The organism is Staphylococcus sp. TE8 (assembly GCF_000692055.1).
GTDB classification, from domain to species: Bacteria; Bacillota; Bacilli; order Staphylococcales; family Staphylococcaceae; genus Staphylococcus; species Staphylococcus capitis.
Genome location: NZ_JMGB01000004.1, coordinates 66,067 through 88,792, shown reverse-complemented (window position 1 = coordinate 88,792; position 22,726 = coordinate 66,067). Strand labels below are relative to the sequence as shown.

Here is a 22,726-nt window from a genome sequence, read left to right as displayed (position 1 = left end):
TCCGCTAGAGTAGGACGTTGCCAGGCAATATCATTAATCCGCAGTAGCTCAGTGGTAGAGCTATCGGCTGTTAACCGATCGGTCGTAGGTTCGAATCCTACCTGCGGAGCCAGGACTCCTTGGTCAAGCGGTTAAGACACCGCCCTTTCACGGCGGTAACACGGGTTCGAGTCCCGTAGGAGTCACCATTTTGGAGAATTAGCTCAGTTGGGAGAGCATCTGCCTTACAAGCAGAGGGTCGGCGGTTCGAACCCGTCATTCTCCACCATTTTTAAGTGAATATGCCGGAGGGGTAGCGAAGTGGCTAAACGCGGCGGACTGTAAATCCGCTCCTTCGGGTTCGGCAGTTCGAATCTGCCCCCCTCCACCATCTCATTGGGCTATAGCCAAGCGGTAAGGCAACGGACTTTGACTCCGTCACGCGCTGGTTCGAATCCAGCTAGCCCAGCCATTAGAGCCATTAGCTCAGTTGGTAGAGCATCTGACTTTTAATCAGAGGGTCAGAGGTTCGAATCCTCTATGGCTCACTTTTAAACACCTTCAATAATGAAGGTGTTTTTTTATTATTTGATTTAAATAAATATAACTACAATACTTCTTGAAAAATGCAAGCGTATACATTATTCTGAATCTATGTAAATGAAAGGGGTATTGTCATGAATCAACGTATTGAAATTATTGGTGCACCTTCCACATTCGGTCAAAAGAAACTTGGTGTAAACTTAGGACCAGATGCAATTCGTTATGCAGGATTATTGTCACGTCTTAAAAAAATGGGACTTGATGTTATAGATAAAGGTAATATAGAAGTACCAACATTAGATGTAGAGAAATTTAACTCTGATCAAGAAGGGTTAAGGAACTATGATGAAATAGTAACTGTTTCTGAAAATCTTAGCAAAGCTACATCAGAAATAGTAGAGAAAGGAAACTTTCCACTTACACTTGGTGGCGATCATTCAATAGCTGTTGGTTCGATTTCAGGTATTAGTCAACATTACGAAAATCTAGGTGTCATTTGGTACGATGCTCATGGTGACTTAAATGTACCTGAAGAATCTCCTTCTGGTAATGTTCACGGTATGCCTTTAAGAATATTAGCAGGTGATGGACCAGATGAACTTGTCAATATAAATGATTTTACGCCTAAAGTTAAACCTGAAAATATCGTATTAATTGGTATGAGGGATTTAGATGAAGGTGAAAGGAAATACATAAAGGATAAGAATATTAAAACTTTTACTATGGCGGATATCGACCGGTTCGGAATACAAGAGGTGATTGAAAGATCTCTTGAGTATCTAAAATCTAGAAATATTGATGGCCTTCATTTCTCACTAGACGTTGATGCTTTAGATCCCGCTGAAACTCCTGGAACGGGTACAAGAGTAATGGGTGGTTTGAGCTATAGGGAAAGTCACTTTGCACTCGAATTGTTAAATGAATCAAAATTAGTTACTTCAATGGATATAGTTGAGGTTAATCCTCTTATTGACAATTCGAATCATACTGCTGAACAAGCTGTTGCGCTATTAGGTACTTTCTTTGGTGAAACACTTCTATAAATAAAATTGTGAAAGCACGACTTACATGGTATATACTGTGTAAGTTTTTTTATTTTTTAGTCTTTGTTCATATGACACTATTAACAATGATTGGTATAATAATTAATATGGAAAAATATTACCCGGAGGAGATGTTATGGATTTTTCCAACTTTTTTCAAAATCTTAGTACATTAAAAATTATTACTAGTGTACTTGATTTACTGATTGTTTGGTATGTACTTTATCTTCTCATAACAGTTTTTAAAGGCACTAAAGCGATTCAATTACTAAAAGGGATTGTCGTAATTGTTATCGGCCAACAAGTCAGTAAGATGCTTAATTTAACAGCAACCTCTAAATTATTTGATATCGTTATTCAGTGGGGAGTACTTGCACTAATTGTTATTTTCCAACCTGAAATACGACGTGCATTAGAACAATTAGGTAGAGGTAGCTTTTTAAAACGTTATACCAACACTTATAGTCGTGATGAAGAGAAATTAATACAATCTGTTTCTAAAGCTGTTCAGTATATGGCTAAAAGACGAATAGGTGCACTTATTGTTTTTGAAAAAGAAACAGGATTACAAGACTACATAGAAACTGGTATTCCAATGAACTCAGATATTTCTCAAGAGTTATTGACAAACGTCTTTATTCCAAACACACCATTACATGATGGTGCGATGATTATTCAAGGTAGTAAAATAGCTGTAGCAGCGAGTTATTTACCTTTATCAGACAGTGTTAAAATATCTAAAAGTTTAGGAACAAGACATAGAGCAGCAGTTGGGATTTCAGAGGTATCTGATGCTTTCACAGTTGTAGTTTCAGAAGAAACTGGAGATATATCTGTAACTTTTGATGGTAAACTTAGAAGAGATATATCTAATGAAGTTTTCGAAGAATTACTTGCTGAACATTGGTTTGGCGCACACTTTCAAAAGAAAGGTGTGAATTAAAATGTTAGAAAGTAAGTGGGGATTAAGATTTGTAGCATTAATCCTAGCTATATTTTTCTTTTTATCAGTTAATAATGTATTTGGAAATGTGTTTAATACAGACGATATATCACAGAAATCCACTAAAACAATTCAGGATGTACCTGTAGATGTAATTTACAATAATAAAGATTTACATGTTACGAAAGCGCCTGATAATGTCGATGTTAATTTATCAGGCCCCCAATCAAAGTTAATTAAAATTGAAAATCCAGAAGACCTTAAAGTAACAATTGATTTATCCGATAAAAAAGCTGGAGAGTATCACAAGAAATTTCAGGTTAAAGGTATAGATGACGATGTAAGCTACAGTGTAAAACCTAAAAGCGCAGATGTTCATCTAGAGAAAAAGATTACTAAAAAAATGCATGTTCAACCTGATGTAAGTCAAAGTGATATTGATGCAAAGTATAAAGTAAGTAAACAAAGCATTTCTCCTGAAACTGTTAAAGTGACAGGTGGGGAGCAACAGCTTAAAAAAATTGCTTATTTAAAAGCTACATTTAAAAAGGCTAGTAAAATTTCTAAAGATACAAATGATGTAGCTGAAGTCAATGCATTTGATAAAGAATTAAATAAATTAAATGTCTCAATTAATCCTAGTGAAGTAGATTTAAAAGTTGCAGTTGAACCTTATAGTAAAAAAGTAAAAGTTCGTACTAAATCAACGGGTAAACTAGATAATGATAGAGAATTAGATAATATCAAATTAAACGATAAAGAAGTTGAGATTTACGGTAGTAGAGACGATTTACAAAGCATCAATGAAGTAACAGCTGAAGTTGATTTAGATGGCGTATCAGAATCAACTGAGAAAACAGTAAAATTTGACTTGCCAGACAATGTTGCAAAAGTAAATCCTAAGGAAACGAAAGCATATATAAACGTTAAATAATTGTTAGATATAAAGGAGAGTTTAAAAATGGGAAAATATTTTGGTACTGATGGTGTTCGAGGCATTGCCAACCAAGAGCTTACACCTGAATTAGCTTTTAAATTGGGTAGATATGGTGGATATGTTTTAGCACATAATAAAGGGGAGAAGCATCCAAAAGTACTAGTGGGTAGAGATACGCGTGTTTCAGGTGAAATGCTTGAATCAGCCTTAATCGCAGGTCTTATCTCTATTGGCGCTGAAGTCATGCGTTTAGGTATTATTTCAACACCAGGTGTAGCTTATTTAACTAAAGAAATGGAAGCTGCTTTAGGTGTTATGATTTCAGCTTCTCACAACCCAGTTGCAGATAACGGCATAAAATTCTTTGGTTCAGATGGTTTTAAATTATCTGATGATCAAGAAAATGAAATCGAAGAATTGTTAGATCAAGATAATCCTGAATTACCACGTCCTATCGGTGAAGACATTGTACATTACTCAGATTATTTTGAAGGTGCTCAAAAATATCTAAGCTATTTAAAATCAACTGTAGATGTTAATTTTGAAGGACTTAAAATTGCTTTAGATGGTGCTAATGGTTCTACATCATCACTAGCACCGTTCTTATTTGGTGATTTAGAAGCTGATACTGAAACAATTGGATGTAATCCGGATGGATATAACATTAATGAACAATGTGGTTCTACACATCCTGAGAAATTAGCGGAAACTGTCTTAGAGACTGAAAGTGATTTTGGTTTAGCCTTTGATGGCGATGGAGATAGAATTATTGCTGTAGATGAAAATGGTCAAATTGTTGATGGAGACCAAATCATGTTTATAATTGGTCAGGAAATGCATAAAAACCATGAATTAAACAATGATATGATTGTCTCAACAGTTATGAGTAATCTCGGTTTTTATAAAGCATTAGAAAATGAAGGTATTCAATCTAACAAAACAAAAGTAGGAGATCGTTACGTTGTCGAAGAAATGAGAAGAGGTAACTACAATCTTGGTGGCGAGCAATCTGGTCATATTGTGATGATGGATTATAATACAACGGGTGATGGATTACTTACAGGTGTTCAACTTGCTTCTGTAATTAAAATGAGTGGTAAATCACTAAGTGAATTAGCATCACAAATGAAAAAATATCCTCAATCTCTTATCAATGTTAAAGTAACTGATAAATATCGAGTAGAAGAGAATATTCATGTACAAGAAGTGATGACTAAAGTTGAAACTGAAATGAATGGGGAAGGTAGAATTTTAGTTCGCCCTTCAGGTACAGAACCTTTAGTAAGAGTTATGGTGGAAGCAGCCACTAATGAAGACGCTCAACGTTTTGCTCAAGAGATTGCAGATGTTGTTCAAGATAAAATGGGATTAGATAATGCGTAACGTATAAGTTATTCTTATATTCCTTATTAATAAATTAAAACACCTTCGAAAGAATCTTTCTTCTTTCGAAGGTGTTTTTTATATCATTTACTTTTTCTGTAATAATTCTAGTTCTTTAACAATTTCATCAGCTAATTGATCGTCAACTTTGGCATATGTTTTTAAGAAGGCCTTAGCACCATGTTCTTTAATATAATTATTTTTTTCTACTGTTTCTTGATCAGCATTGTCATCGTATGCAAGAAGAAGAGCAGCTGCTTTAACTAAACCTTCACGTTCTAAACCTTTATTATATAAATAAGTTAATGGTTTAATAATACGATCTTTAGGACCTATTTTACGTATTGTTCCTCGACCAACTCGTGTAACTTCATCAGATAGGTTAGGATTGTTGAAACGATCAATAATTTTCTCAACGTATTGCTTTTGTTCATTTTTAGAGAAATCAAATTGATCTGTGATATATTGACTCGTTTCACTAAGAGCTTGGCGAAGGCCTGCTTCTATTTGTTTATCTTCGATAGAATCTAAAATAGTAGCTTTATTTTCAAAATGACCAGCGTAAGCTAAAAATGCATGTCCTGTATTAACTGTTAGCAATTTTCTTTCTATATATGGTGTTAAGTCATCTACATATTTAATATGTTCTAATTCTTCACCGTACCAAGCATCTTTTTCGATAACCCATTCAAAGAAAGGTTCTACCATGACGTCTAATATATTTTCATTTTTTTGTAATGGCACAATTCTATCCACTGCTGAATTTGCAAAATGGATATTGTCAGCTAATGGCCCAGTAATATCCAGAATGGCTTTTTTCAAAGTATCTGTGGCCATAATTGCATTTTCACAAGCAACAATATTTACATGATTTTTCTTTTCTTTTAAATATGGAGCAAATGATTTAGCAATAATTGGTAAAATATTTACTCCAACAGCCGTTGTGATTAAATCTGCTTCAAGTATTGCTTCTTTAAGTTGATCTGAGGGTTTAGCTGAATTAATAGCATCTACATTATTCACTCGAGTTGTTGTTTTAGCTTCATCAGCTAAAATAACATCGTATTGATGTTCACTATCCAGTGCATTAATTATATCTTCATTTACATCTGCAAAGGTAACTTTAATGTTATTGTCAGCTAATATATATCCGATAAAACCTCTGCCGATATTGCCGGCACCAAAATGAACTGCTTTCATTATGCGTCAGCCTCCTCGAATACTTGTTTAATTTCATCTGCAGATGTAGCATTTACGATGCGATCAACATTTTCTTCTTCACTAAAAGTAATTGCAATTTTAGAGAGTAAATCTAAATGATCGCCATCTTTACCTGCAATGCCAACTACGACTTTTACTTCTTCGCCATTCCAGTCAACACCTTCAGAAATTTGTAATAAGCTTAAACCTGAACGAATCACATTACCTTTAGCTTCTTCAGTGCCGTGAGGAATTGCTAATGCATTACCCATGAAAGTTGATACTACGTTTTCACGGTCTTTCATAGCTTCGATATAGTTTGGTGTTACAGCACCACTATCAACTAAAACTTGTCCTGCTTTTTCGATTGCATCATTTTGATCAGATGCTGATACATTTAAAAAGATATTGTCATTACTAAATAATTCACTCATTTAAAACACTCCTATTGTAATTGATTTTTTATTTGATTTAATAATTTGTTTCTTAAAATAGTTTTAAATTCATATGGATTTTGCATAAATTCTTCGATGTCATTCAAATGCTCGCTTACCGCCTCTGAGAGGGCACTTACGAATTGAGCCATTTTTTGATTATCTGGAATAAACATACTTATCAAATAATGAACTGAATTTAAATCATTTTGATTACGTTGCAATTGTATCGGTTCTTCCAAAATAGTAATAAGTATGGAAGGTTTTTTGAACATGTTATCTTTTAAATGTGGGATTGCTACCGGATAAGGATGTAACACCCAATTAGGATTTTGTTCAAACTTTGATTGCAGTAAATCAGCGAATGATTGCCTGTCCTCAATTATATTTTCATTTAATAAGTAAGTTTCTAAATATTGCTTCCAATTATCTACTAATTTATATTCTATTTTCACTGAATCTAATACCTCTAAACCTATGCGCATATCTTGAATTGTTTCTTCAGGATTTGTAAAGGTATTTGAGTTATCATTTTCAGCTAGAAGAGTTTGATTTGAATTCGTACTTAGAAAAGAAGCTACATAAGACACTTCATGTTCTGGTAATAATGGATTAACAATTAGAAATGGGGCTTCGATATCTAAATTTACAGTCGAAATAATTCCGTCGTAGTTATTTAAATCTAATACATTCAAGTCGCTTACAGAAGCTTGAGTAATTCTTTCAATTTCACTAAAGACTTGCTCAAGACGATTGGCTAATAAACGACTTGTTCCAATGCCACTGCTACATACGACTAGGATATTTAAAAAGCGATTTCCCTGATTTTTAATGGATCCACCAAAGTGAAGCACTATAAAAGCAATCTCACTTTCAGGAAAAATTAAATCAGACCACACCATATGCAATGCTTTATGAATCGTTTCAAAAAGACGTGGATATTTAAATTTAATCATTTCAGTTAAAGGATTGTAGGTTTCAATGTTAGATTTCAAACGATTAATTGCAGGATTAATATGCAATGTTAACCCCTCGATTAAGTTTTCCTTATCGTTAAAATGTTGTCCTGATATTCGTGTAACTGTATTAACAAATTGACGAATCTTTTTACTACTATTATCTTCCTCAGAATTAGAATCCTTTGTACCTTTACGTTTAGCACCACGCAAATGAATTGTTATAAAAGTGATTTCAGCTTGGTTAAACTCAACGTTATATATTTCTTCAAGACGTTTAGCAATTTCTGTTGCAACTTCATGCTCGAAGGTATCTTTAACTGTTTCATATATATCTTTATTTAGTGAGACGTATTCACCATTTTGCATACGTGTAATACTTAACACAATGTGAATCGTCAAAGTTAAATAACTAGATTCTGTTAGGGTATAGGGCAGTTGACCTAAATAGTCCATCAATATACGTTCAATTTTAAATATTCTATCTAAATCTACGAGAGATTGTTGAGAATGATTCAAAGATTGGTAAACAAAGTGATTTTCAATTATAGAATAAACGCTTGTACTATTTAAGTTATTTACCATAAGTTGACTAAGAAATTCTCTTTTTTTAGACTCAGGACCCTTTAAGTAGACACCTTCGCCACGTTTTCTTGAAAGTGACAGTTGATAAGATAATAATTCTTCTTCTAAATCATCTAAAAGTTTAGCTAGAGCTTGAATTGAAACACCAATTTCGTGTGCTAAACTAAATTGTTTTATTGCGTGTTTAGTTTGTATAAGAGCATAAAGAATGATTACTTTTTGTTCTTCAATTGATAAATCTAATGTTTGTTGAGTTGTAACTGCTTCCTTCAATCGTCTAATATTGTTAGCTTCTCCAGACAATCGTATACCCTTTTTATTGGCTCGCTCTAATTGTATTGAAAATGTACTTAAGTACGATTCAATTTGTTTTAACTCTCTATGAATAGTACGAGAGGACACCGCTAGTTGTTGAGCGATGTCGTATATAGTGACATATTGGCCGTGATACTTGATTAATATTTCAATAATCTCTTTTTCACGTGTACTCAGTAACATGGCGGTATCCTCCATTTTTGAAAATAATTAAGTTAATCTTCGTGCTTTAAATTATTTAATAACTCTTCATATCTTGGTGAATTTAAGAAGTTATCCACTGAAATATGAATAGCATTTGGAACTTGTTTAATGGCACGATCTGTTAGCGTTTTTTGCGTGATTACAAGTTGTGCATCATGAGGTAATTGATTAATAGCTGTATTAGTCACATTGACGTCAGTAATACCAGCTTTCTTAAATTTATTACGTAGCATACTTGCACCCATAGCACTTGAACCCATACCCGCATCACATGCGAATATAACATGATTTACACCGCTATAATCGTGTGCATCAACATTTTCAGTATTGTAATTATCTAAAAGTTGTTCAGTATTATCTTCATCATTTTCTTTCTCATTTTCTGTAGAAGACGTAGTAACACCTGTTGTTCCGGCTGCACTCGCATTCTGTACATTTGAACGAGTTGCTTCTTTATCAGAATGCGTTAGTTTAGATGAAACGTTAGATTTTTTACCTTTCGTCGCTTCCATTTGAGCTGTAGCAGATTCTAAATCTTGTTTAGGTTCTTTAGTGAATTTCATGATAAGTGCCGCGATGACAAATGATACTAATGTAGCAAGTACTACACCAAGTAACATGTGTAAGAATTCGCCTCTAGGTGCGTTTAAGCAGTAAACGATAAATGAACCTGGGGACGCTGGACTTTTGAAACCGAAGCCAGTAGCTTGATAAGTTGCAACGCCCGTCATACCACCTAAAATAACTGCAATAAATAGTAATGGACGCATTAAAACATATGGGAAGTAAATTTCATGAATACCACCTAGGAAGTGGATAATACCTGCACCATATGAAGTTGCTTTAGCAGTTCCTTTTCCGAAAATCATATAGGCCAATAAAATACCTAGACCAGGTCCAGGGTTAGATTCAATAGTAAATAAGATAGATTGACCAGCATGTGCTGCTTGGTCGGTACCAAGTGGTGTAAATACACCATGGTTAATCGCGTTATTTAGGAATAAAATTTTAGCTGGTTCAACAATAATACTTACTATAGGTAGTAAATGAAGGTGAACTAAGAATTCAACAGCTACAGACAAGATGTGCATGATGAATTTCATGATTGGAGCTAAAATTTCAAAACCAATAATTGTCATAATAAAACCTAAGATACCTGCAGAAAAGTTATTGAATAACATTTCAAAACCTTGTGGTGTTCTAGGTTGCACGAATTGGTCTACTTTTTTCATTAACCAACCAACAAGTGGCCCCATAATCATGGCACCAAGTAACATTGGTGTTTCAGGTAAAGCTACAATAACCCCCATAGTTGCTGTAGCTGCAATAATACCACCACGTAAACCATGAATTAAACGCCCACCGCTAAATGCGATGAGTAATGGAATTAAGTACGTAATCATCGGTCCAGCTAATTGAGATAAATCTTTGTTAGGGAACCAACCATTATCAATGAAGATTGCGGCAATAAAACCCCATGCGATAAATGCACCAATGTTAGGCATAATCATACTGCTTAAGAATGATCCAAACGCTTGGACTTTACGACCGACTCCTTTTTTCTCTTGAGTTTGTGACATCTCTACACCTCTTTTTTAATTAGTATGTGACTATATTTAGTTTAAATCTTGTAGTTAGTTTCTCTCAATATAAACAAAAATTGAGTTTGTCATGATATTTGTGACAAGATTAAGTCTAACTATTATATATAGTAGAACTTTGAATTAGTTTATATTAATAAGTTTTTTCAAAGGTTAAAAAAATAAGTTTTTTAACTTATTTTAGGAAGTATTGTTAAATCATTTGCAAAATAAATCATCGTCAGTGTACAATAATGATTAATGGAAAGGAGGAAAGAAAGTGAATAAATAGTTATAGCGCCTGTGCAAATGACTATATTATTGTTGAAAATTAAAAGTTAATTATGAGAACTTTTATAGAGAATAATGTAGCTTTTGTAGACGAGGAGGATAGTGATCGAATAGATCGGCGGATGCTATCCCGGATGTGGCTCATTCGTTAGCTTATTAAGTAAAACACTAGGGCAACTTAGTGGACAAAGTTAATAAGATCGCCGAAATAAAATACTACTAAGGGAAGCGTAGAGTAGCGTGTTAAAATGATCAATTACACACGCTTATTTCTTGATGTCCTCGTATGACATCATTGATATGGTAGAAGGTTATTAATATAAATTAAAATAACAAATCATATTGCTCTTGCTATCCCTCATTTTGGAGGAAATAGATTATGTGTGGAATTGTTGGTTATATTGGATACGACAATGCTAAGGAATTACTTTTAAAAGGTTTAGAAAAATTAGAATATCGTGGTTATGATTCAGCAGGTGTTGCTGTAGTTAATGATCAAGGGACTAAAGTATTTAAAGAAAAAGGTAGAATTGCTGAACTACGTAAAGTCGCAGATAACAGTGATCAAGATGGAACAGTAGGTATTGGTCATACACGTTGGGCAACTCATGGTGTACCAAACTATGAAAACTCTCATCCTCATCAATCAGCAACAGGTCGTTTCACATTAGTACATAATGGTGTGATTGAAAACTATGAGGAGTTGAAAGCTGAGTACCTATCAGATATTAAATTCCTTTCTGAAACTGATACAGAAGTGATTGTTCAGTTAATCGAACACTTTTCAAATGAAGGACTTTCAACAGAAGAGGCCTTTACTAAAGTTGTAACTTTATTACATGGTTCATATGCTTTAGGTTTATTGGATGAGCAAGATAAAGATACGATTTATGTAGCTAAAAACAAATCTCCATTGCTTGTTGGCGTGGGTGAAGGTTTCAATGTTATCGCTTCAGATGCATTAGCAATGTTACAAGCTACTAATCAATATAAGGAGATTCATGACCATGAAATCGTAATTGTTAAACGCGATGATGTGGTAATCAAAGACACTGAAGGTAATGTTCAAGAACGTGAATCTTATACTGCTGAAATCGATGCTTCAGATGCTGAAAAAGGTGTTTATGATCACTATATGTTGAAAGAAATTCATGAACAACCAGCAGTTATGCGTCGCATTATCCAAGAATATCAAGATGAAGAGGGTAACTTGAAAATTGATAAAGACATTATCAAAGATGTCGCAGATGCAGATCGTATTTACATCATTGCAGCAGGTACAAGTTATCATGCCGGTTTAGTAGGGAAAGAGTTCATCGAAAAATGGGCAGGAGTACCAACAGAAGTACACGTTGCTTCAGAATTTGTTTACAATATGCCTTTATTATCTGAAAAACCATTATTCATCTATATTTCACAATCAGGTGAAACAGCAGACAGTCGTGCCGTACTAGTTGAAACGAAAAAATTAGGTCATAAATCATTAACTATTACTAATGTTGCTGGTTCAACGTTATCTCGTGAAGCGGATCATACATTACTCTTACATGCAGGTCCTGAGATTGCTGTAGCATCTACAAAAGCATATACAGCTCAAATTGCAGTATTATCAATACTTTCACAAATCGTAGCTAAAAATCACGGTCGTGAAGCTGATATCGACTTATTAAGAGAATTAGCTAAAGTAACAACTGCTATTGAAACTATCGTTGATGATGCACCAGTAATGGAAGAAATTGCTACTAATTTCTTAGAAACAACTCGTAATGCATTCTTTATAGGACGTACAATTGATTATAATGTAAGTTTAGAAGGTGCATTAAAACTCAAAGAAATCTCTTATATTCAGGCTGAAGGATTTGCTGGTGGTGAATTGAAGCACGGTACAATTGCACTTATCGAAGAGGGTACGCCAGTTATCGGTTTAGCAACTCAAGAGAATGTTAACTTATCTATCCGTGGTAATATTAAAGAAGTTGTAGCTCGTGGTGCTAATCCTTGTATCATTTCAATGGAAGGCTTAGATAAAGATGGTGATACGTATGTTATCCCTCATGTACATGAGTTATTAACACCATTAGTTTCTGTTGTTACTATGCAATTAATTTCTTATTATGCTGCATTGCACAGAGACTTAGACGTTGATAAACCACGTAACTTAGCTAAATCAGTTACAGTTGAATAATTGAACTAGTTTTTAAAACCAGTTAAGGGAAACCTTGCTGGTTTTTTTAAAAACATTTTTAACAGAATATTCCGAAAAATATCGTCGCGGTAGCTCACAATATCAATGTTGTATTTTAAATTGAAATGCATCTTCGTTAATTCTACAAAAGGTAAAGGTTTCTAAGCTATATATATATGATATCAACGCTTTATTAAAGTTAAAGTCGTTGCACTTTATATCAAACAGTGACACAATTTATTTAAGTAATTAAAGTAACGAGTGGAGGATAATATGAATAACGTTAAAGCAATATTCCTAGATATGGATGGAACAATTTTACATGAAAATAATAAAGCATCTAACTATACCAAGGATGTGGTAGATGAATTACGTGAAAAGGGTTTTAAGGTATTTCTAGCCACAGGTCGTTCATATTCTGAGATACATCAACTCGTACCTGAAGGTTTTAAAGTTGATGGAATTATTAGTTCTAATGGTACTACTGGTGAAATCGAGGATCAAAATTTGTTTAAACACAGCTTATCTTTAGAACAAGTTAAAAAAATTGTTAAATTAGCTCAACAACAACATATCTACTATGAAGTATTTCCTTTTGGAGCACAACGTATCGTTTTAAAAGAAGATTATCAATGGATGCGTGACATGATTACTGGTGAAACGCCACCCAATAATGTAAGTCATAGTGAATGGACTTCAAGACTAGACGCTATGAAAGATAAAATTGATTGGCGTGACGATTTGCCGGACTTAGATTATTCTAAAATCTATTTGTTTAATCCAAATCTTGATAAAATTACCACATTCAGAGATGAACTTATTCAGAATAAAGTTTTGCTAAGTATAAGTGTTTCTAACTCGTCTCGTTATAATGCAGAAACAATGGCGTATAATACCGATAAGGGTACGGGGATTAAAGAAATGATTGAACACTTTGGTATTCAGCAAGAGGAAACATTAGTCATTGGAGATAGTGATAATGATCGTGCGATGTTCGACTTTGGGCATTATACAGTTGCAATGAAAAATGCACGACAAGAAATTAAAGATATCACAGATGAAGTGACTGAGGAAACAAATGAAGAAGATGGGGCGGCTAAATACTTAAAATCACGATTATTAGACAAATAAATATATAAACATTAAAAACTCGCAAGTAACGATAATAGGTTACTTGCGAGTTTATTTAATAACTATTATTTCTTGTCAAAAGTGTCTTTAGCTCTATCTGTAATGTCGTCTTTATGGTCAGACACCTTTTCAGAAGCTTTGTCTTTTAAATCTTGACCCTTACTAGAAGCGTTATCTTTTTGATTGTTAAATTGATTTTCAGCTTTATCTTTAAGATTATCACCTTTAGAGTCATTGTCGTTCACTTTATCTTGAACTTTTTCTTTTACGTTAGATGTTTTACCTTTGTTATCGTCTTTAGATGTAGCTAATGAATCTTTGTCATTCTTCTTACCTTTGCGAGCTTTCTTACCAGGTTTATCAATTTTATCACCACGTGTGATGAAGTAATAAATGATACCCATAAGAATGATAAAGTAAATAACAATTCTAATTAGAATGATTAAAATAAGCACAACGTATGCAAGAATTTGAGCAACTGATTGTGACATATGACTAGTTAAATAACTAAATAGGGTAATTAATGGTTGACCTGTAATAAGAACAACTAGGTTAAGTAATAAAATACCAATAAAGAATTTTAACCAAGTTTTCTTACCATTCTTAATTCCATTAAATCCTTCTTTAACATTACTCATTGCTTTTCGATGTGGATCTTCTGCAAATGCAACTGTGTAATTAATCATGAAGATTAAGAAGAACCAATAAACGATTGAAGTAATGAATCCCATTAGTAAAATAATTACAATTTGAGAAATAATTAAAATAGCAATTGAATGATCAACATTACTTACTGATTGTTGTATCCACGCGTACAATTGAATAAAAGTGACGTTGTACAATAATTTTAGTAAGTATGCAATGATAAACATAATCATAATAGCAACAACTGAGATTAATGCTAATAATAAAGATGTTGCATAACGGCCTTTTTTAAAGGCAAAGAATAAATCACTAAATTTAATTTTTTCGTGCTTCATAGCCTTTTGGATAACATTAATAGCACCTGCTAATAGCTGATATCCAAGGAAAATAAATAGTAAAGCTAAAATAAGATAAATAATAATAATAGGGATGTACATTGTTAATGAAACGGATTGTCCGAATTGTTGTAACATTTGCATCTGAGTAGAAAATTGAGCTATAAATGCTGATGCAAATCGATAAACAATAAAACAAACTGCAAAACTAATTAAAGCGAATAATAAAGCTTTGAGTAGTTGCGGTTTAGCATTTTTAAATGCCGATTTATAATATCTAAACAAATTTTAAGCACTCCTTTAACGTAATATAAATACAATATCAAAAATCTTATTTTTTTTAAATTAATATCTAACATAAAAGGGTATTGAAGTGTTAAAATATGCTAGTAAATTCACATTGAAAGGAGATATCATCATGAAATTTGCAGTTATTACTGATATCCATGGTAATTATGATGCATTAGAAAAGGTGTTAGATGATATTGATAGTAGAGAAGATATCGATAAAATTTATAATCTTGGCGACAATATAGGTATTGGACACGAGACAAACAAAGTTTTAGATACTGTATTTGATCGTGATGATATGGAAATGATTGCCGGTAACCATGATGAAGCAATCATGACACTAGTTAATAACACACAATATCCTGAAGATCTTAAAGGGAAATTTTATGAGCATCATCAATGGATAGAAAGCCACCTCGATGAATCATATTATGATGAATTAAATCAATTACCACGATACATTGAGAAGACTATCAAAGGAAAAAAGGTTTTATTTATTCATTATGAAATTCCTAATGAAAAATTAGAAGTAGGAATTGAAGGGCAACCTTTCTCACCGATGGCTAGTGATGATGAGCAAGAGATTTCTAAGCTTTTTGAAGATAAAGACGCGGATTTAATATTATTTGGCCACAATCATCGTTTACATTTATTTGATGATAAATCTACAATTTACTTTAATCCAGGTGCAGTGGGATTAAATAACGGAGCTCATACTGTATATGGTATTGTTACAATTAATGAACAAGGCATTTCTGTTGAACGTGTAAAACTAGACTATGATGAAGAAGAATTTATAGAAGGTTTTGCTGAAAAACAAGTACCAGCAAGAGACTTTATTTTTAAAAACTTTATGTAAATAATTGAATATCCTCAAGGATGAGACATTGGAGGTGTCTTGCCCTTGAGGATATTTTTAATGACTATTGGCATGTGTATGAGTGTGTATGTGTTCATGAATACCTGAACATAATGTTGAATCATCATGTTTATGTTTAGGTGTTTCAAGTTGTATTGTCATGTGTTGAACATTTTGATGCAATAAATCATGTTCAATGGTTTCTAAAAGATTTTCACATTCTTTAACTGTTAATTGCTCTGAAACAACTGCGTGACAACTGAGTGCATTCATATCATTTGATATAGTCCAAACATGATAATCATGTACATTTTGAATGCGTTCGTCTTTAGTGATTGTAGATATCACTGCTTCTAGGTCTACATCACTAGGTGTACCTTCCATTAAAATATTTAGTGAAGATTTTGCTATACCGTAAGCACTTTTTAAAATAATTAGTGACACCAGAATACTAGCGATAGGGTCAGCAAGAGTAAAGTTAAACGCCCAAATTAATAATGCTGCTACGATTGCACCAATTGAACCAAAGAGATCACCTAATACATGGAGAAAGGCGCCACGCATATTTAAATTATGAGATGTATCACCGCCTCTAAACATTAACGCTGCAACTACAATATTAACGATTAAGCCAATTAAGCTTATAATAAACATCTCTTGAGATTGCACTTCTGGAGGGGCGAAAAATCTACGAATAGCTTCGATAATAATCATAAGACTGATAATAAATAAAGTTACGCCATTGAATAAAGCAGCGAGCACTTCAAAGCGTTTATAGCCATAGGTTTTAGTTTGTGTAGCATTCTTTTCCGCATATATAAATGCGATAAGTGCTACGCCAAGTGAGATGGTGTCACTTAACATGTGAAATCCATCAGAGAGTAAGGCCAAGCTATTGGCAATAAATCCACCGATGATTTCTACTAACATAAATAATCCTATAATAAAGAAAGAGATTAAAAGTACTTTCTTATTATTTGTATGGACATGACCATGTGCATGATTGTGACTATGATGTTGATGATTGTGATTTGTCATATTAACTTCCACCTTCATTTGGATGACTAGCATGATGAATGGCTTGTTTGAGTAATGTAGATACGTGCTTGTCGTCTAAAGAATATATCATAGATTGACCTTGTCGCTTTGATTTAACCAAGTGTGTACTTTTCAATAACTTTAGTTGATGTGACACATTTGATTGAGACATATTCAATGTATGTGAAATGTGTCCTACACTTGCTTCTCCAAATTCTAATAATTCCATAATACGTAAACGGTTGAGATCGCTTAAAGCTTTGAATATCTCAGTGACTTTGCTTAAAGTATCTACATCGGTATGTTTATTTTGATCAATGTCATTCACCTTGAAGCACCTCTTTATATGAATATTTGTTCATATATTAATATAATTTATTGTGGTAGTGATGTCAATCGTATTTTTATTGGGTTTACTTTTTGAAAATGAGTGGTAAACATCAATTACGATTTTAAAAAGGGAGGACGTTAAGAATGAGTATTTTATTAATCGGTGCTAATGGTGGCGTAGGTTCAAGATTAGTACAACAATTAAAATCAGATAATATTGATTTTACTGCAGGTGTTCGTAAAGAGGAACAAGTGAAAGAATTAAAGGACCAAGATGTCGATGCAACGTTGGTAGATGTTGAAAAAGCCACTGTTAAAGATTTAACCCAACTCTTCAACAATTACGATAAAGTTATTTTCTCAGTAGGTTCAGGTGGCAGTACAGGCGATGATAAGACAATTATAGTTGATTTAGACGGTGCTGTTAAAACTATTGAAGCAAGTAAAGAAGCGGACATTAAGCACTATGTAATGGTTTCAACTTATGATTCAAGAAGAGAAGCTTTCGATTCTGCCGGCGATTTAAAACCGTATACAATTGCTAAACACTATTCAGATGATTATTTAAGAAATTCTGGTCTTAATTATACAATTGTGCATCCAGGAAGACTTACTGATGATCAAGGTACTGGTAAAATTGAAGCAGATTTATACTTTGATAAACGTGCGTCTATTCCTCGAGAAGATGTAGCAACAGTGCTTAAAGAAGTAGTTACATCAGATAAATTTGCTAATCAAGAATTTCAAATTCTTAGTGGCGATAAAGAAATTAAAGATGCGTTACAAAAATATGAATAATCGTTATAAAAATGATATTAGCAAAAGCAGTCGAGTTACCTTTTAGGTGATTCGGCTGTTATTTGTTTTAAATTATAGAGTGAAAAATGGTTTATTTAACTTAAGATTGATATTGTTAATAATAATGCAAAATTTTAATTATTTAGTGAAGCGTTTGATAAACTAAAATTGAATTAAAGATGATTTGTTCTATTTGCTTTTAAATAATAATTTTTATTCAAAAAATTCGGTACTTCTTTAGATTTTGAAATGTGGTACAATCATAAATAGTGATAATGAAAAATAATGGATATAACTTAAAATTAGGGAACTCAATACATAATTATTAAATTGACTGTTGTCTCTTTAGAAATATAGAAACTACTTATAATAAAGTAAAAAAAATGTCTTTAAGGAGATAAGTATACTTAAGTTAACTTTAGAGTGATAGATTAAGTTGACGTTTAAGATAATGGAGGTGTAATGATGCCGTTATTTTTAAAGCCTATTTTTCATGAAAAGGTTTGGGGTGGAAGTAAACTCCAACAATTTGGATATCATCTTCCAAATGAGCATATAGGTGAGTGTTGGGGAATATCCGCACATCCGAATGGTAAGAGTGAAATTCTCAATGGACCTTATGCGGGGCAGACACTAGATCAAGTTTGGAACGACCATAGAGAACTATTTGGCGAGTTTCCAAGTAAAGATTTCCCTTTAATGGCTAAAATTGTTGATGCTGAGGCACCTTTATCAATACATGTTCATCCTGATGATTCATATGCTTATGAAAATGAAAATGGTCAATATGGCAAGTCCGAATGTTGGTACATTATCGAAGCGGAGGAAGATGCTGAAATTGCCATTGGCACTAAAGCATCGTCTCGTGAAGAATTTGAACAACAAATAAAGGAAGGCAAGTTCCAAGAAAACTTAAGAAAGATTAAAGTTAAACCTGGAGACTTTTATTTTATTCCTGCTGGCACAATTCATTCTATAGGCGCTGGAATCATGGCATATGAGACAATGCAGTCATCTGATGTATCATATAGAGTATATGACTACGATCGTAAACTTAATAACAATGAACAACGGACACTAAATGTCTCTAAAGCATTAGACGTAATGGAGTACTCTAGTGAACTGCCAAATATTGTACCTCAGAACGAAGTGATAGAGAATCACAATTGCACCCACGTAGTGTCTAATGACTTCTTTACTATAGTAAAATGGGAAATTTCAGGTACATTAAATTATATGAAGCCACGTGAATTTTGCTTAATTTCTGTATTAGAAGGTAATGGTAAAATTATTATTGATGGTGAAATTTTTGAGATTGAAAAGGGAACTAATTTTGTTTTAACATCTGAAGATTTAGATAGCGTATTCGAAGGTGATTTTACGCTTATAATTAGTTATATTTAAGCTTGATTAAAAATAAATTGCTAGTAATTATATAGAGATTAATCATACAAGGAGCGTTAGTTTTGAAGCAATTTTTATATATTTCTCTCATTTGTGGAATGATTTCAGGAGCTGGAATATTTTTACATATGCCACATTACCCTACATTAATTCTACCGAGAGTTGTAGCAATTGTAGGTATTATTAGTGCTTTGATTACGATTAAAGATAAAGATATTAATGCTATGCTTAAATTAGGTGGAGTAATGATTAACGTCATTCCGTTATTAGGTAGCATGATTACACCTCATTAATAAATTTGTTTATTATAGGTTATGTAAATGTTTATCAAAAGTTTTAATGACTTTTTATTCGAAGCTAAGACAGATGAGTTGTCTTAGCTTCTTTTTCTTAAAATGATAAAAACAGCTAATTGTTAGAGAATATTGAAAATGTGTGATAAAAATTATGATAAAATGAATTTAAAATTTGTATCAAAGTATTCGTAATACACATTTATTTAAATTATAGGTTAGATAAGGAGTATCATAATGACTGAGGAAATTAACTATTTTTGGCTAAACTGTGGTTATAATAGATGGAATCACAATGAACCCCTTGTAGGTCAAACAACTTTATTTGAATCGGGTGCACATTTCAATCCTTCTCAAGGATTTCGTGCTTTTAAAAAGGCCAAAGCAGGAGATCAAGTCATCTTTTATCAAGTACAAACCGATTCTGGTTTATTAGGTATAGGCGAAATCATAAGTGTTCAAGCAGGCGCTCAAAATAAAATCAGGGTAGAATTTAAATTCAATGAAGAACTGAAATCATTGACAACCGACTATTTAAAACGAAGTGAAGCTTTAGATTTTCGTATGAATAATATGAAAGAAACGTTGTTTAATCAAATTAAACAATCAGAATTTGATTTAATTGTAAGTTTAGGAAAAGGGGAAACTAAAATCCCAAGATACTTTTTATTATCTGAAACAGATGACTTTGAACCAGGTAAAAATTATACAATTTTTACGCATACTTACAATGGAATAAAAAGAAATGGTTATCACTTCTATACACAACTTGAAGTTGGAGATAATATTATTATCTATAATAAAGAAAAAGATCAATCAGTAGTAGGTATCGGTGAAGTGTCTCGTCATATTCATGAGAAACCTCCAATTCCAGGTAGAACGAATAGTACGGCTATAGAAATCTTGTATGGCAAGAATATTAACCCAATTTCTTTAGGTCATTTAAATAAACATCAGAAATTAAAGAATTTATATTTCTTACAAGAAAATGCTAAACAAGCTATCGCGAGTATGTCACAAACACAATATGATGCTATATTAGAAATGAGTGACAATAATGGTATTAAAAATCCATTCGAGACAGTTCAAAAATCAGAAGTCACTGAATATCAAAATGATGATTCACTCAAACCATTTATATTATTAGTTGTTGATAGAAAAGAAGAAGGCTTAAAAGCAGCTAATGATTTATTACAAAAAACAAATGCAAATCCTGTCATTACTAGTGGACATCCTGATTTTACAGAGGATATGTTATATGGCAAATATTTACCAAATGAATCAGGCGCTCTATATTATCGCGAAGGATTTATTACGCAATTAATGCCTACCAAAGATAAAAATTATTTAGTTATTGATAATTTTAATCGTATCGATCCAGATATCTTCCAAACGTACATTAATGTATTAGAAGGTTATGAGGTGACATTACCTAGGTACAATAAAGATGGAAGTATGATTAAATGGTCTAAAAACAAAGATTCCTTCTATCACTTTAATCCTAATTGGCATATTATTGGTGTAACATATGATTCTATAGAGGACATTAAACAGAAGTATTCTCAACAGTTTCTTAAGTATACGCGCATTGTACGCGTTAATCATTCAGAGTAAGTTAGTTTAATAGAATATCTTAATTAAATTTTAGAAATTAAATTTGAAATGACTCTCCTCAAACTCTTTACGTTAATAAGTGAAAGTTTTGAGGGGAGCTTTTTATGTTTTAAAGATTCTTAATCGCCATTAAGTTAAATACAAATGCTTTTATTTCAATTAATTAAAATTACTAAAGAAATGTTTGTAAATGAGGAGGAGGCCGTGTTTATGATGTTTTGAAAAAAGGAAATGTAATTGTAAGAGTTAATAAAGGAGGTATTTAATATGCCTATTATATATTATGACGGTAATTGCATTTATTGTTATAATTATGCGATTTGGCTTATTCAAAATGGACTTTCTAAGAGCTATGAGTTCGCAACTATAAAAGGTGAGATTGGCGAACAATTTTTTAATCAACACCCCGAAGCCAAAAATAGAAATAGTGTAATCTTGCAAAAAGGTGATCATTTAGAATATAAATCAGACGCGATTGCTACGCTTATTACTTCGTTGCCAAACAATAAAAAATGGTTAGGTATAGGTCTAAGAGTACTGCCGAAACCAATACGTGATTTAGGTTATAATTTATTTGCTAATAATAGAGACAAAATGTGGAAGACACACTGGCATAAGCCTACTGAATATGAAAAATCATTCTTTTTAGATGATAATGCTAAAATCAAGTTAACTTAATTGATAATTTTGACTACTAATTGATAATATATAGGTGGAAGTCAAAAAGTAAAAATAACTTTCAATATTAGAAAATATTAGAATTTGTATGTAATGAGTTCATTGATCAATGCAAATAAGCATCGTCATAATTTCGACAACAATTTGAAATAATTATAAATAAAAGTGTGATTTTGCTTTACAGATTAGAATTATTATAATATAATAATTATTGTAATCAAGGAAAGCTGATTAATTAAGGAGTGTATTTTAAATGAGTAATCAACAAGATGTAGTAAAAGAATTAAATCAACAAGTAGCAAACTGGACAGTAGCATACACAAAATTACACAATTTCCATTGGTACGTAAAAGGACCAAACTTCTTCTCATTACACACTAAATTCGAAGAACTTTATGATGAAGCTAGCCAATATGTAGATGATTTAGCAGAAAGAATCTTAGCTATTGGTGGTAACCCAATCGGTACTTTAACTGAAAGCTTAGATAAATCAATTGTTAAAGAGGCTGGAAAAAATTATGCAGCTGAACAAATGGTAGAAGAACTTTCACATGATTTCACTAATATTTCTAAACAATTAGAACATGCAATAGAAGTAGCAGGTAATGCAGGTGATGATGTATCAGAAGATATGTTTATTGGCATGCAAACTTCAGTTGATAAACATAATTGGATGTTACAATCTTATTTAGGTAAATAATTTGATAGACAACGTTCTAAAAAATAAATTTG

At 32.5% G+C, this 22,726-nt stretch carries 20 protein-coding genes and 6 tRNA genes; 19 read left to right on the top strand and 7 right to left on the bottom strand.

The annotated features are described in order from the left end of the window. Positions 1 to 37: 37 nt before the first annotated feature. The 10 genes from CM54_RS11585 (at position 38) to glmM (ending at position 4,828) form a co-directional block, all read left to right on the top strand. Positions 38 to 112 (top strand) — tRNA-Asn (locus tag CM54_RS11585). Position 113: 1 nt separating this feature from the next. After that, positions 114 to 188, top strand: a tRNA-Glu gene (locus tag CM54_RS11580). A 4-nt stretch (positions 189 to 192) separates the two neighbouring features. After that, positions 193 to 268: transfer RNA gene (locus tag CM54_RS11575), tRNA-Val, on the top strand. Positions 269 to 286: 18 nt separating this feature from the next. After that, positions 287 to 370, top strand: a tRNA-Tyr gene (locus CM54_RS11570). Positions 371 to 376: 6 nt separating this feature from the next. Then, a tRNA-Gln gene (locus CM54_RS11565) sits at positions 377 to 451 on the top strand. Between the two features lie 3 nt (positions 452 to 454). Continuing rightward, positions 455 to 527: transfer RNA gene (locus tag CM54_RS11560), tRNA-Lys, on the top strand. Positions 528 to 656: 129 nt separating this feature from the next. Next, a complete protein-coding gene (gene rocF / locus CM54_RS11555; protein ID WP_023351327.1) occupies positions 657 to 1,565 on the top strand; it encodes an arginase in 909 nt (302 codons plus the stop codon). A gap of 136 nt (positions 1,566 to 1,701) precedes the next feature. Next, positions 1,702 to 2,508 carry a diadenylate cyclase CdaA gene (gene cdaA, locus CM54_RS11550; protein WP_002435856.1) on the top strand — a complete coding sequence of 269 codons (807 nt, stop codon included), beginning with the start codon at positions 1,702 to 1,704 and terminating at the stop codon, positions 2,506 to 2,508. A gap of 1 nt (position 2,509) precedes the next feature. After that, positions 2,510 to 3,442, top strand: a complete 933-nt coding sequence (locus CM54_RS11545) for a CdaR family protein (protein ID WP_002453751.1) — start codon at positions 2,510 to 2,512, stop codon at positions 3,440 to 3,442. Positions 3,443 to 3,469: 27 nt separating this feature from the next. Continuing rightward, positions 3,470 to 4,828, top strand: a complete 1,359-nt coding sequence (gene glmM, locus CM54_RS11540) for a phosphoglucosamine mutase (RefSeq protein WP_002435830.1) — start codon at positions 3,470 to 3,472, stop codon at positions 4,826 to 4,828. A gap of 87 nt (positions 4,829 to 4,915) precedes the next feature. Here the strand turns inward: glmM and CM54_RS11535 are convergent, their stop codons facing one another. The 4 genes from CM54_RS11535 to CM54_RS11520 are packed head-to-tail and all read right to left on the bottom strand — an operon-like array spanning position 4,916 to position 10,102. Then, positions 4,916 to 6,028: a mannitol-1-phosphate 5-dehydrogenase gene (locus CM54_RS11535; protein ID WP_023351329.1), complete on the bottom strand. Its 1,113-nt coding sequence runs from the start codon at positions 6,026 to 6,028 to the stop codon at positions 4,916 to 4,918. Then, positions 6,028 to 6,462 carry a PTS sugar transporter subunit IIA gene (locus CM54_RS11530; RefSeq protein ID WP_037551331.1) on the bottom strand — a complete coding sequence of 145 codons (435 nt, stop codon included), beginning with the start codon at positions 6,460 to 6,462 and terminating at the stop codon, positions 6,028 to 6,030. Before CM54_RS11530 ends, CM54_RS11535 begins: the two co-directional genes overlap by 1 nt. 11 nt (positions 6,463 to 6,473) lie before the next feature. After that, positions 6,474 to 8,501: a BglG family transcription antiterminator gene (locus tag CM54_RS11525; RefSeq protein ID WP_037551329.1), complete on the bottom strand. Its 2,028-nt coding sequence runs from the start codon at positions 8,499 to 8,501 to the stop codon at positions 6,474 to 6,476. 32 nt (positions 8,502 to 8,533) lie between these two features. After that, a complete protein-coding gene (locus CM54_RS11520) occupies positions 8,534 to 10,102 on the bottom strand; it encodes a PTS mannitol transporter subunit IICB (RefSeq protein WP_002435840.1) in 1,569 nt (522 codons plus the stop codon). A 670-nt stretch (positions 10,103 to 10,772) separates the two neighbouring features. On the opposite strand from CM54_RS11520, the gene glmS reads away from it, so the two are divergent. Then, complete coding sequence (gene glmS, locus CM54_RS11515) at positions 10,773 to 12,578, top strand: glutamine--fructose-6-phosphate transaminase (isomerizing) (protein ID WP_037551327.1); 1,806 nt, start codon at positions 10,773 to 10,775, stop codon at positions 12,576 to 12,578. A gap of 273 nt (positions 12,579 to 12,851) precedes the next feature. Then, a complete protein-coding gene (locus CM54_RS11510; RefSeq protein ID WP_037551324.1) occupies positions 12,852 to 13,709 on the top strand; it encodes a Cof-type HAD-IIB family hydrolase in 858 nt (285 codons plus the stop codon). A 65-nt stretch (positions 13,710 to 13,774) separates the two neighbouring features. On the opposite strand, the gene CM54_RS11505 is transcribed toward CM54_RS11510, so the two are convergent. Continuing rightward, the gene (locus tag CM54_RS11505) at positions 13,775 to 14,974 is read right to left on the bottom strand and encodes a hypothetical protein (protein WP_037551320.1); all 1,200 of its coding nucleotides are present in this window, start codon (positions 14,972 to 14,974) and stop codon (positions 13,775 to 13,777) included. Positions 14,975 to 15,107: 133 nt separating this feature from the next. On the opposite strand from CM54_RS11505, the gene CM54_RS11500 reads away from it, so the two are divergent. After that, a complete protein-coding gene (locus CM54_RS11500; protein ID WP_037551317.1) occupies positions 15,108 to 15,839 on the top strand; it encodes a metallophosphoesterase family protein in 732 nt (243 codons plus the stop codon). A gap of 57 nt (positions 15,840 to 15,896) precedes the next feature. Here the strand turns inward: CM54_RS11500 and czrB are convergent, their stop codons facing one another. Both czrB and CM54_RS11490 read right to left on the bottom strand, forming a co-directional pair. Continuing rightward, entirely contained in the window at positions 15,897 to 16,877 is a 981-nt protein-coding gene (gene czrB, locus CM54_RS11495) for a CDF family zinc efflux transporter CzrB (RefSeq protein WP_002435767.1), read from the bottom strand. Between the two features lies 1 nt (position 16,878). Next, a complete protein-coding gene (locus CM54_RS11490; protein WP_030062749.1) occupies positions 16,879 to 17,196 on the bottom strand; it encodes an ArsR/SmtB family transcription factor in 318 nt (105 codons plus the stop codon). 155 nt (positions 17,197 to 17,351) lie between these two features. Between CM54_RS11490 and CM54_RS11485 the strand changes: the two genes are divergently transcribed. The 6 genes from CM54_RS11485 to CM54_RS11460 all read left to right on the top strand — a co-directional run bounded on the left by CM54_RS11485 (position 17,352) and on the right by CM54_RS11460 (position 22,694). After that, entirely contained in the window at positions 17,352 to 18,005 is a 654-nt protein-coding gene (locus CM54_RS11485) for an NAD(P)-binding oxidoreductase (RefSeq protein WP_037551315.1), read from the top strand. Positions 18,006 to 18,470: 465 nt separating this feature from the next. Then, the gene (gene manA / locus CM54_RS11480; protein ID WP_037551312.1) at positions 18,471 to 19,409 is read left to right on the top strand and encodes a mannose-6-phosphate isomerase, class I; all 939 of its coding nucleotides are present in this window, start codon (positions 18,471 to 18,473) and stop codon (positions 19,407 to 19,409) included. A gap of 62 nt (positions 19,410 to 19,471) precedes the next feature. Next, positions 19,472 to 19,702, top strand: a complete 231-nt coding sequence (locus tag CM54_RS11475; protein ID WP_002453738.1) for a hypothetical protein — start codon at positions 19,472 to 19,474, stop codon at positions 19,700 to 19,702. A 237-nt stretch (positions 19,703 to 19,939) separates the two neighbouring features. After that, positions 19,940 to 21,316 (top strand): EVE domain-containing protein, encoded by a 1,377-nt coding sequence (locus tag CM54_RS11470; protein ID WP_037551310.1) that lies wholly within the window; start codon positions 19,940 to 19,942, stop codon positions 21,314 to 21,316. Between the two features lie 267 nt (positions 21,317 to 21,583). Next, positions 21,584 to 21,994 carry a thiol-disulfide oxidoreductase DCC family protein gene (locus CM54_RS11465; protein ID WP_023351338.1) on the top strand — a complete coding sequence of 137 codons (411 nt, stop codon included), beginning with the start codon at positions 21,584 to 21,586 and terminating at the stop codon, positions 21,992 to 21,994. Positions 21,995 to 22,247: 253 nt separating this feature from the next. Then, positions 22,248 to 22,694 (top strand): Dps family protein, encoded by a 447-nt coding sequence (locus tag CM54_RS11460; protein ID WP_002435760.1) that lies wholly within the window; start codon positions 22,248 to 22,250, stop codon positions 22,692 to 22,694. The last annotated feature ends 32 nt before the right edge of the window (positions 22,695 to 22,726 follow it).

Bases quoted from the DNA above. Each gene is read 5' to 3' on its own strand.
- rocF (WP_023351327.1), top strand. From the start codon at position 657: ATGAATCAACGTATTGAAATTATTGGTGCACCTTCCACATTCGGTCAA.
- cdaA (WP_002435856.1), top strand. From the start codon at position 1,702: ATGGATTTTTCCAACTTTTTTCAAAATCTTAGTACATTAAAAATTATT.
- CM54_RS11545 (WP_002453751.1), top strand. From the start codon at position 2,510: ATGTTAGAAAGTAAGTGGGGATTAAGATTTGTAGCATTAATCCTAGCT.
- glmM (WP_002435830.1), top strand. From the start codon at position 3,470: ATGGGAAAATATTTTGGTACTGATGGTGTTCGAGGCATTGCCAACCAA.
- CM54_RS11535 (WP_023351329.1), bottom strand. From the start codon at position 6,028: ATGAAAGCAGTTCATTTTGGTGCCGGCAATATCGGCAGAGGTTTTATC.
- CM54_RS11530 (WP_037551331.1), bottom strand. From the start codon at position 6,462: ATGAGTGAATTATTTAGTAATGACAATATCTTTTTAAATGTATCAGCA.
- CM54_RS11525 (WP_037551329.1), bottom strand. From the start codon at position 8,501: ATGTTACTGAGTACACGTGAAAAAGAGATTATTGAAATATTAATCAAG.
- CM54_RS11520 (WP_002435840.1), bottom strand. From the start codon at position 10,102: ATGTCACAAACTCAAGAGAAAAAAGGAGTCGGTCGTAAAGTCCAAGCG.
- glmS (WP_037551327.1), top strand. From the start codon at position 10,773: ATGTGTGGAATTGTTGGTTATATTGGATACGACAATGCTAAGGAATTA.
- CM54_RS11510 (WP_037551324.1), top strand. From the start codon at position 12,852: ATGAATAACGTTAAAGCAATATTCCTAGATATGGATGGAACAATTTTA.
- CM54_RS11500 (WP_037551317.1), top strand. From the start codon at position 15,108: ATGAAATTTGCAGTTATTACTGATATCCATGGTAATTATGATGCATTA.
- czrB (WP_002435767.1), bottom strand. From the start codon at position 16,877: ATGACAAATCACAATCATCAACATCATAGTCACAATCATGCACATGGT.
- CM54_RS11485 (WP_037551315.1), top strand. From the start codon at position 17,352: ATGAGTATTTTATTAATCGGTGCTAATGGTGGCGTAGGTTCAAGATTA.
- manA (WP_037551312.1), top strand. From the start codon at position 18,471: ATGCCGTTATTTTTAAAGCCTATTTTTCATGAAAAGGTTTGGGGTGGA.
- CM54_RS11470 (WP_037551310.1), top strand. From the start codon at position 19,940: ATGACTGAGGAAATTAACTATTTTTGGCTAAACTGTGGTTATAATAGA.
- CM54_RS11465 (WP_023351338.1), top strand. From the start codon at position 21,584: ATGCCTATTATATATTATGACGGTAATTGCATTTATTGTTATAATTAT.
- CM54_RS11460 (WP_002435760.1), top strand. From the start codon at position 22,248: ATGAGTAATCAACAAGATGTAGTAAAAGAATTAAATCAACAAGTAGCA.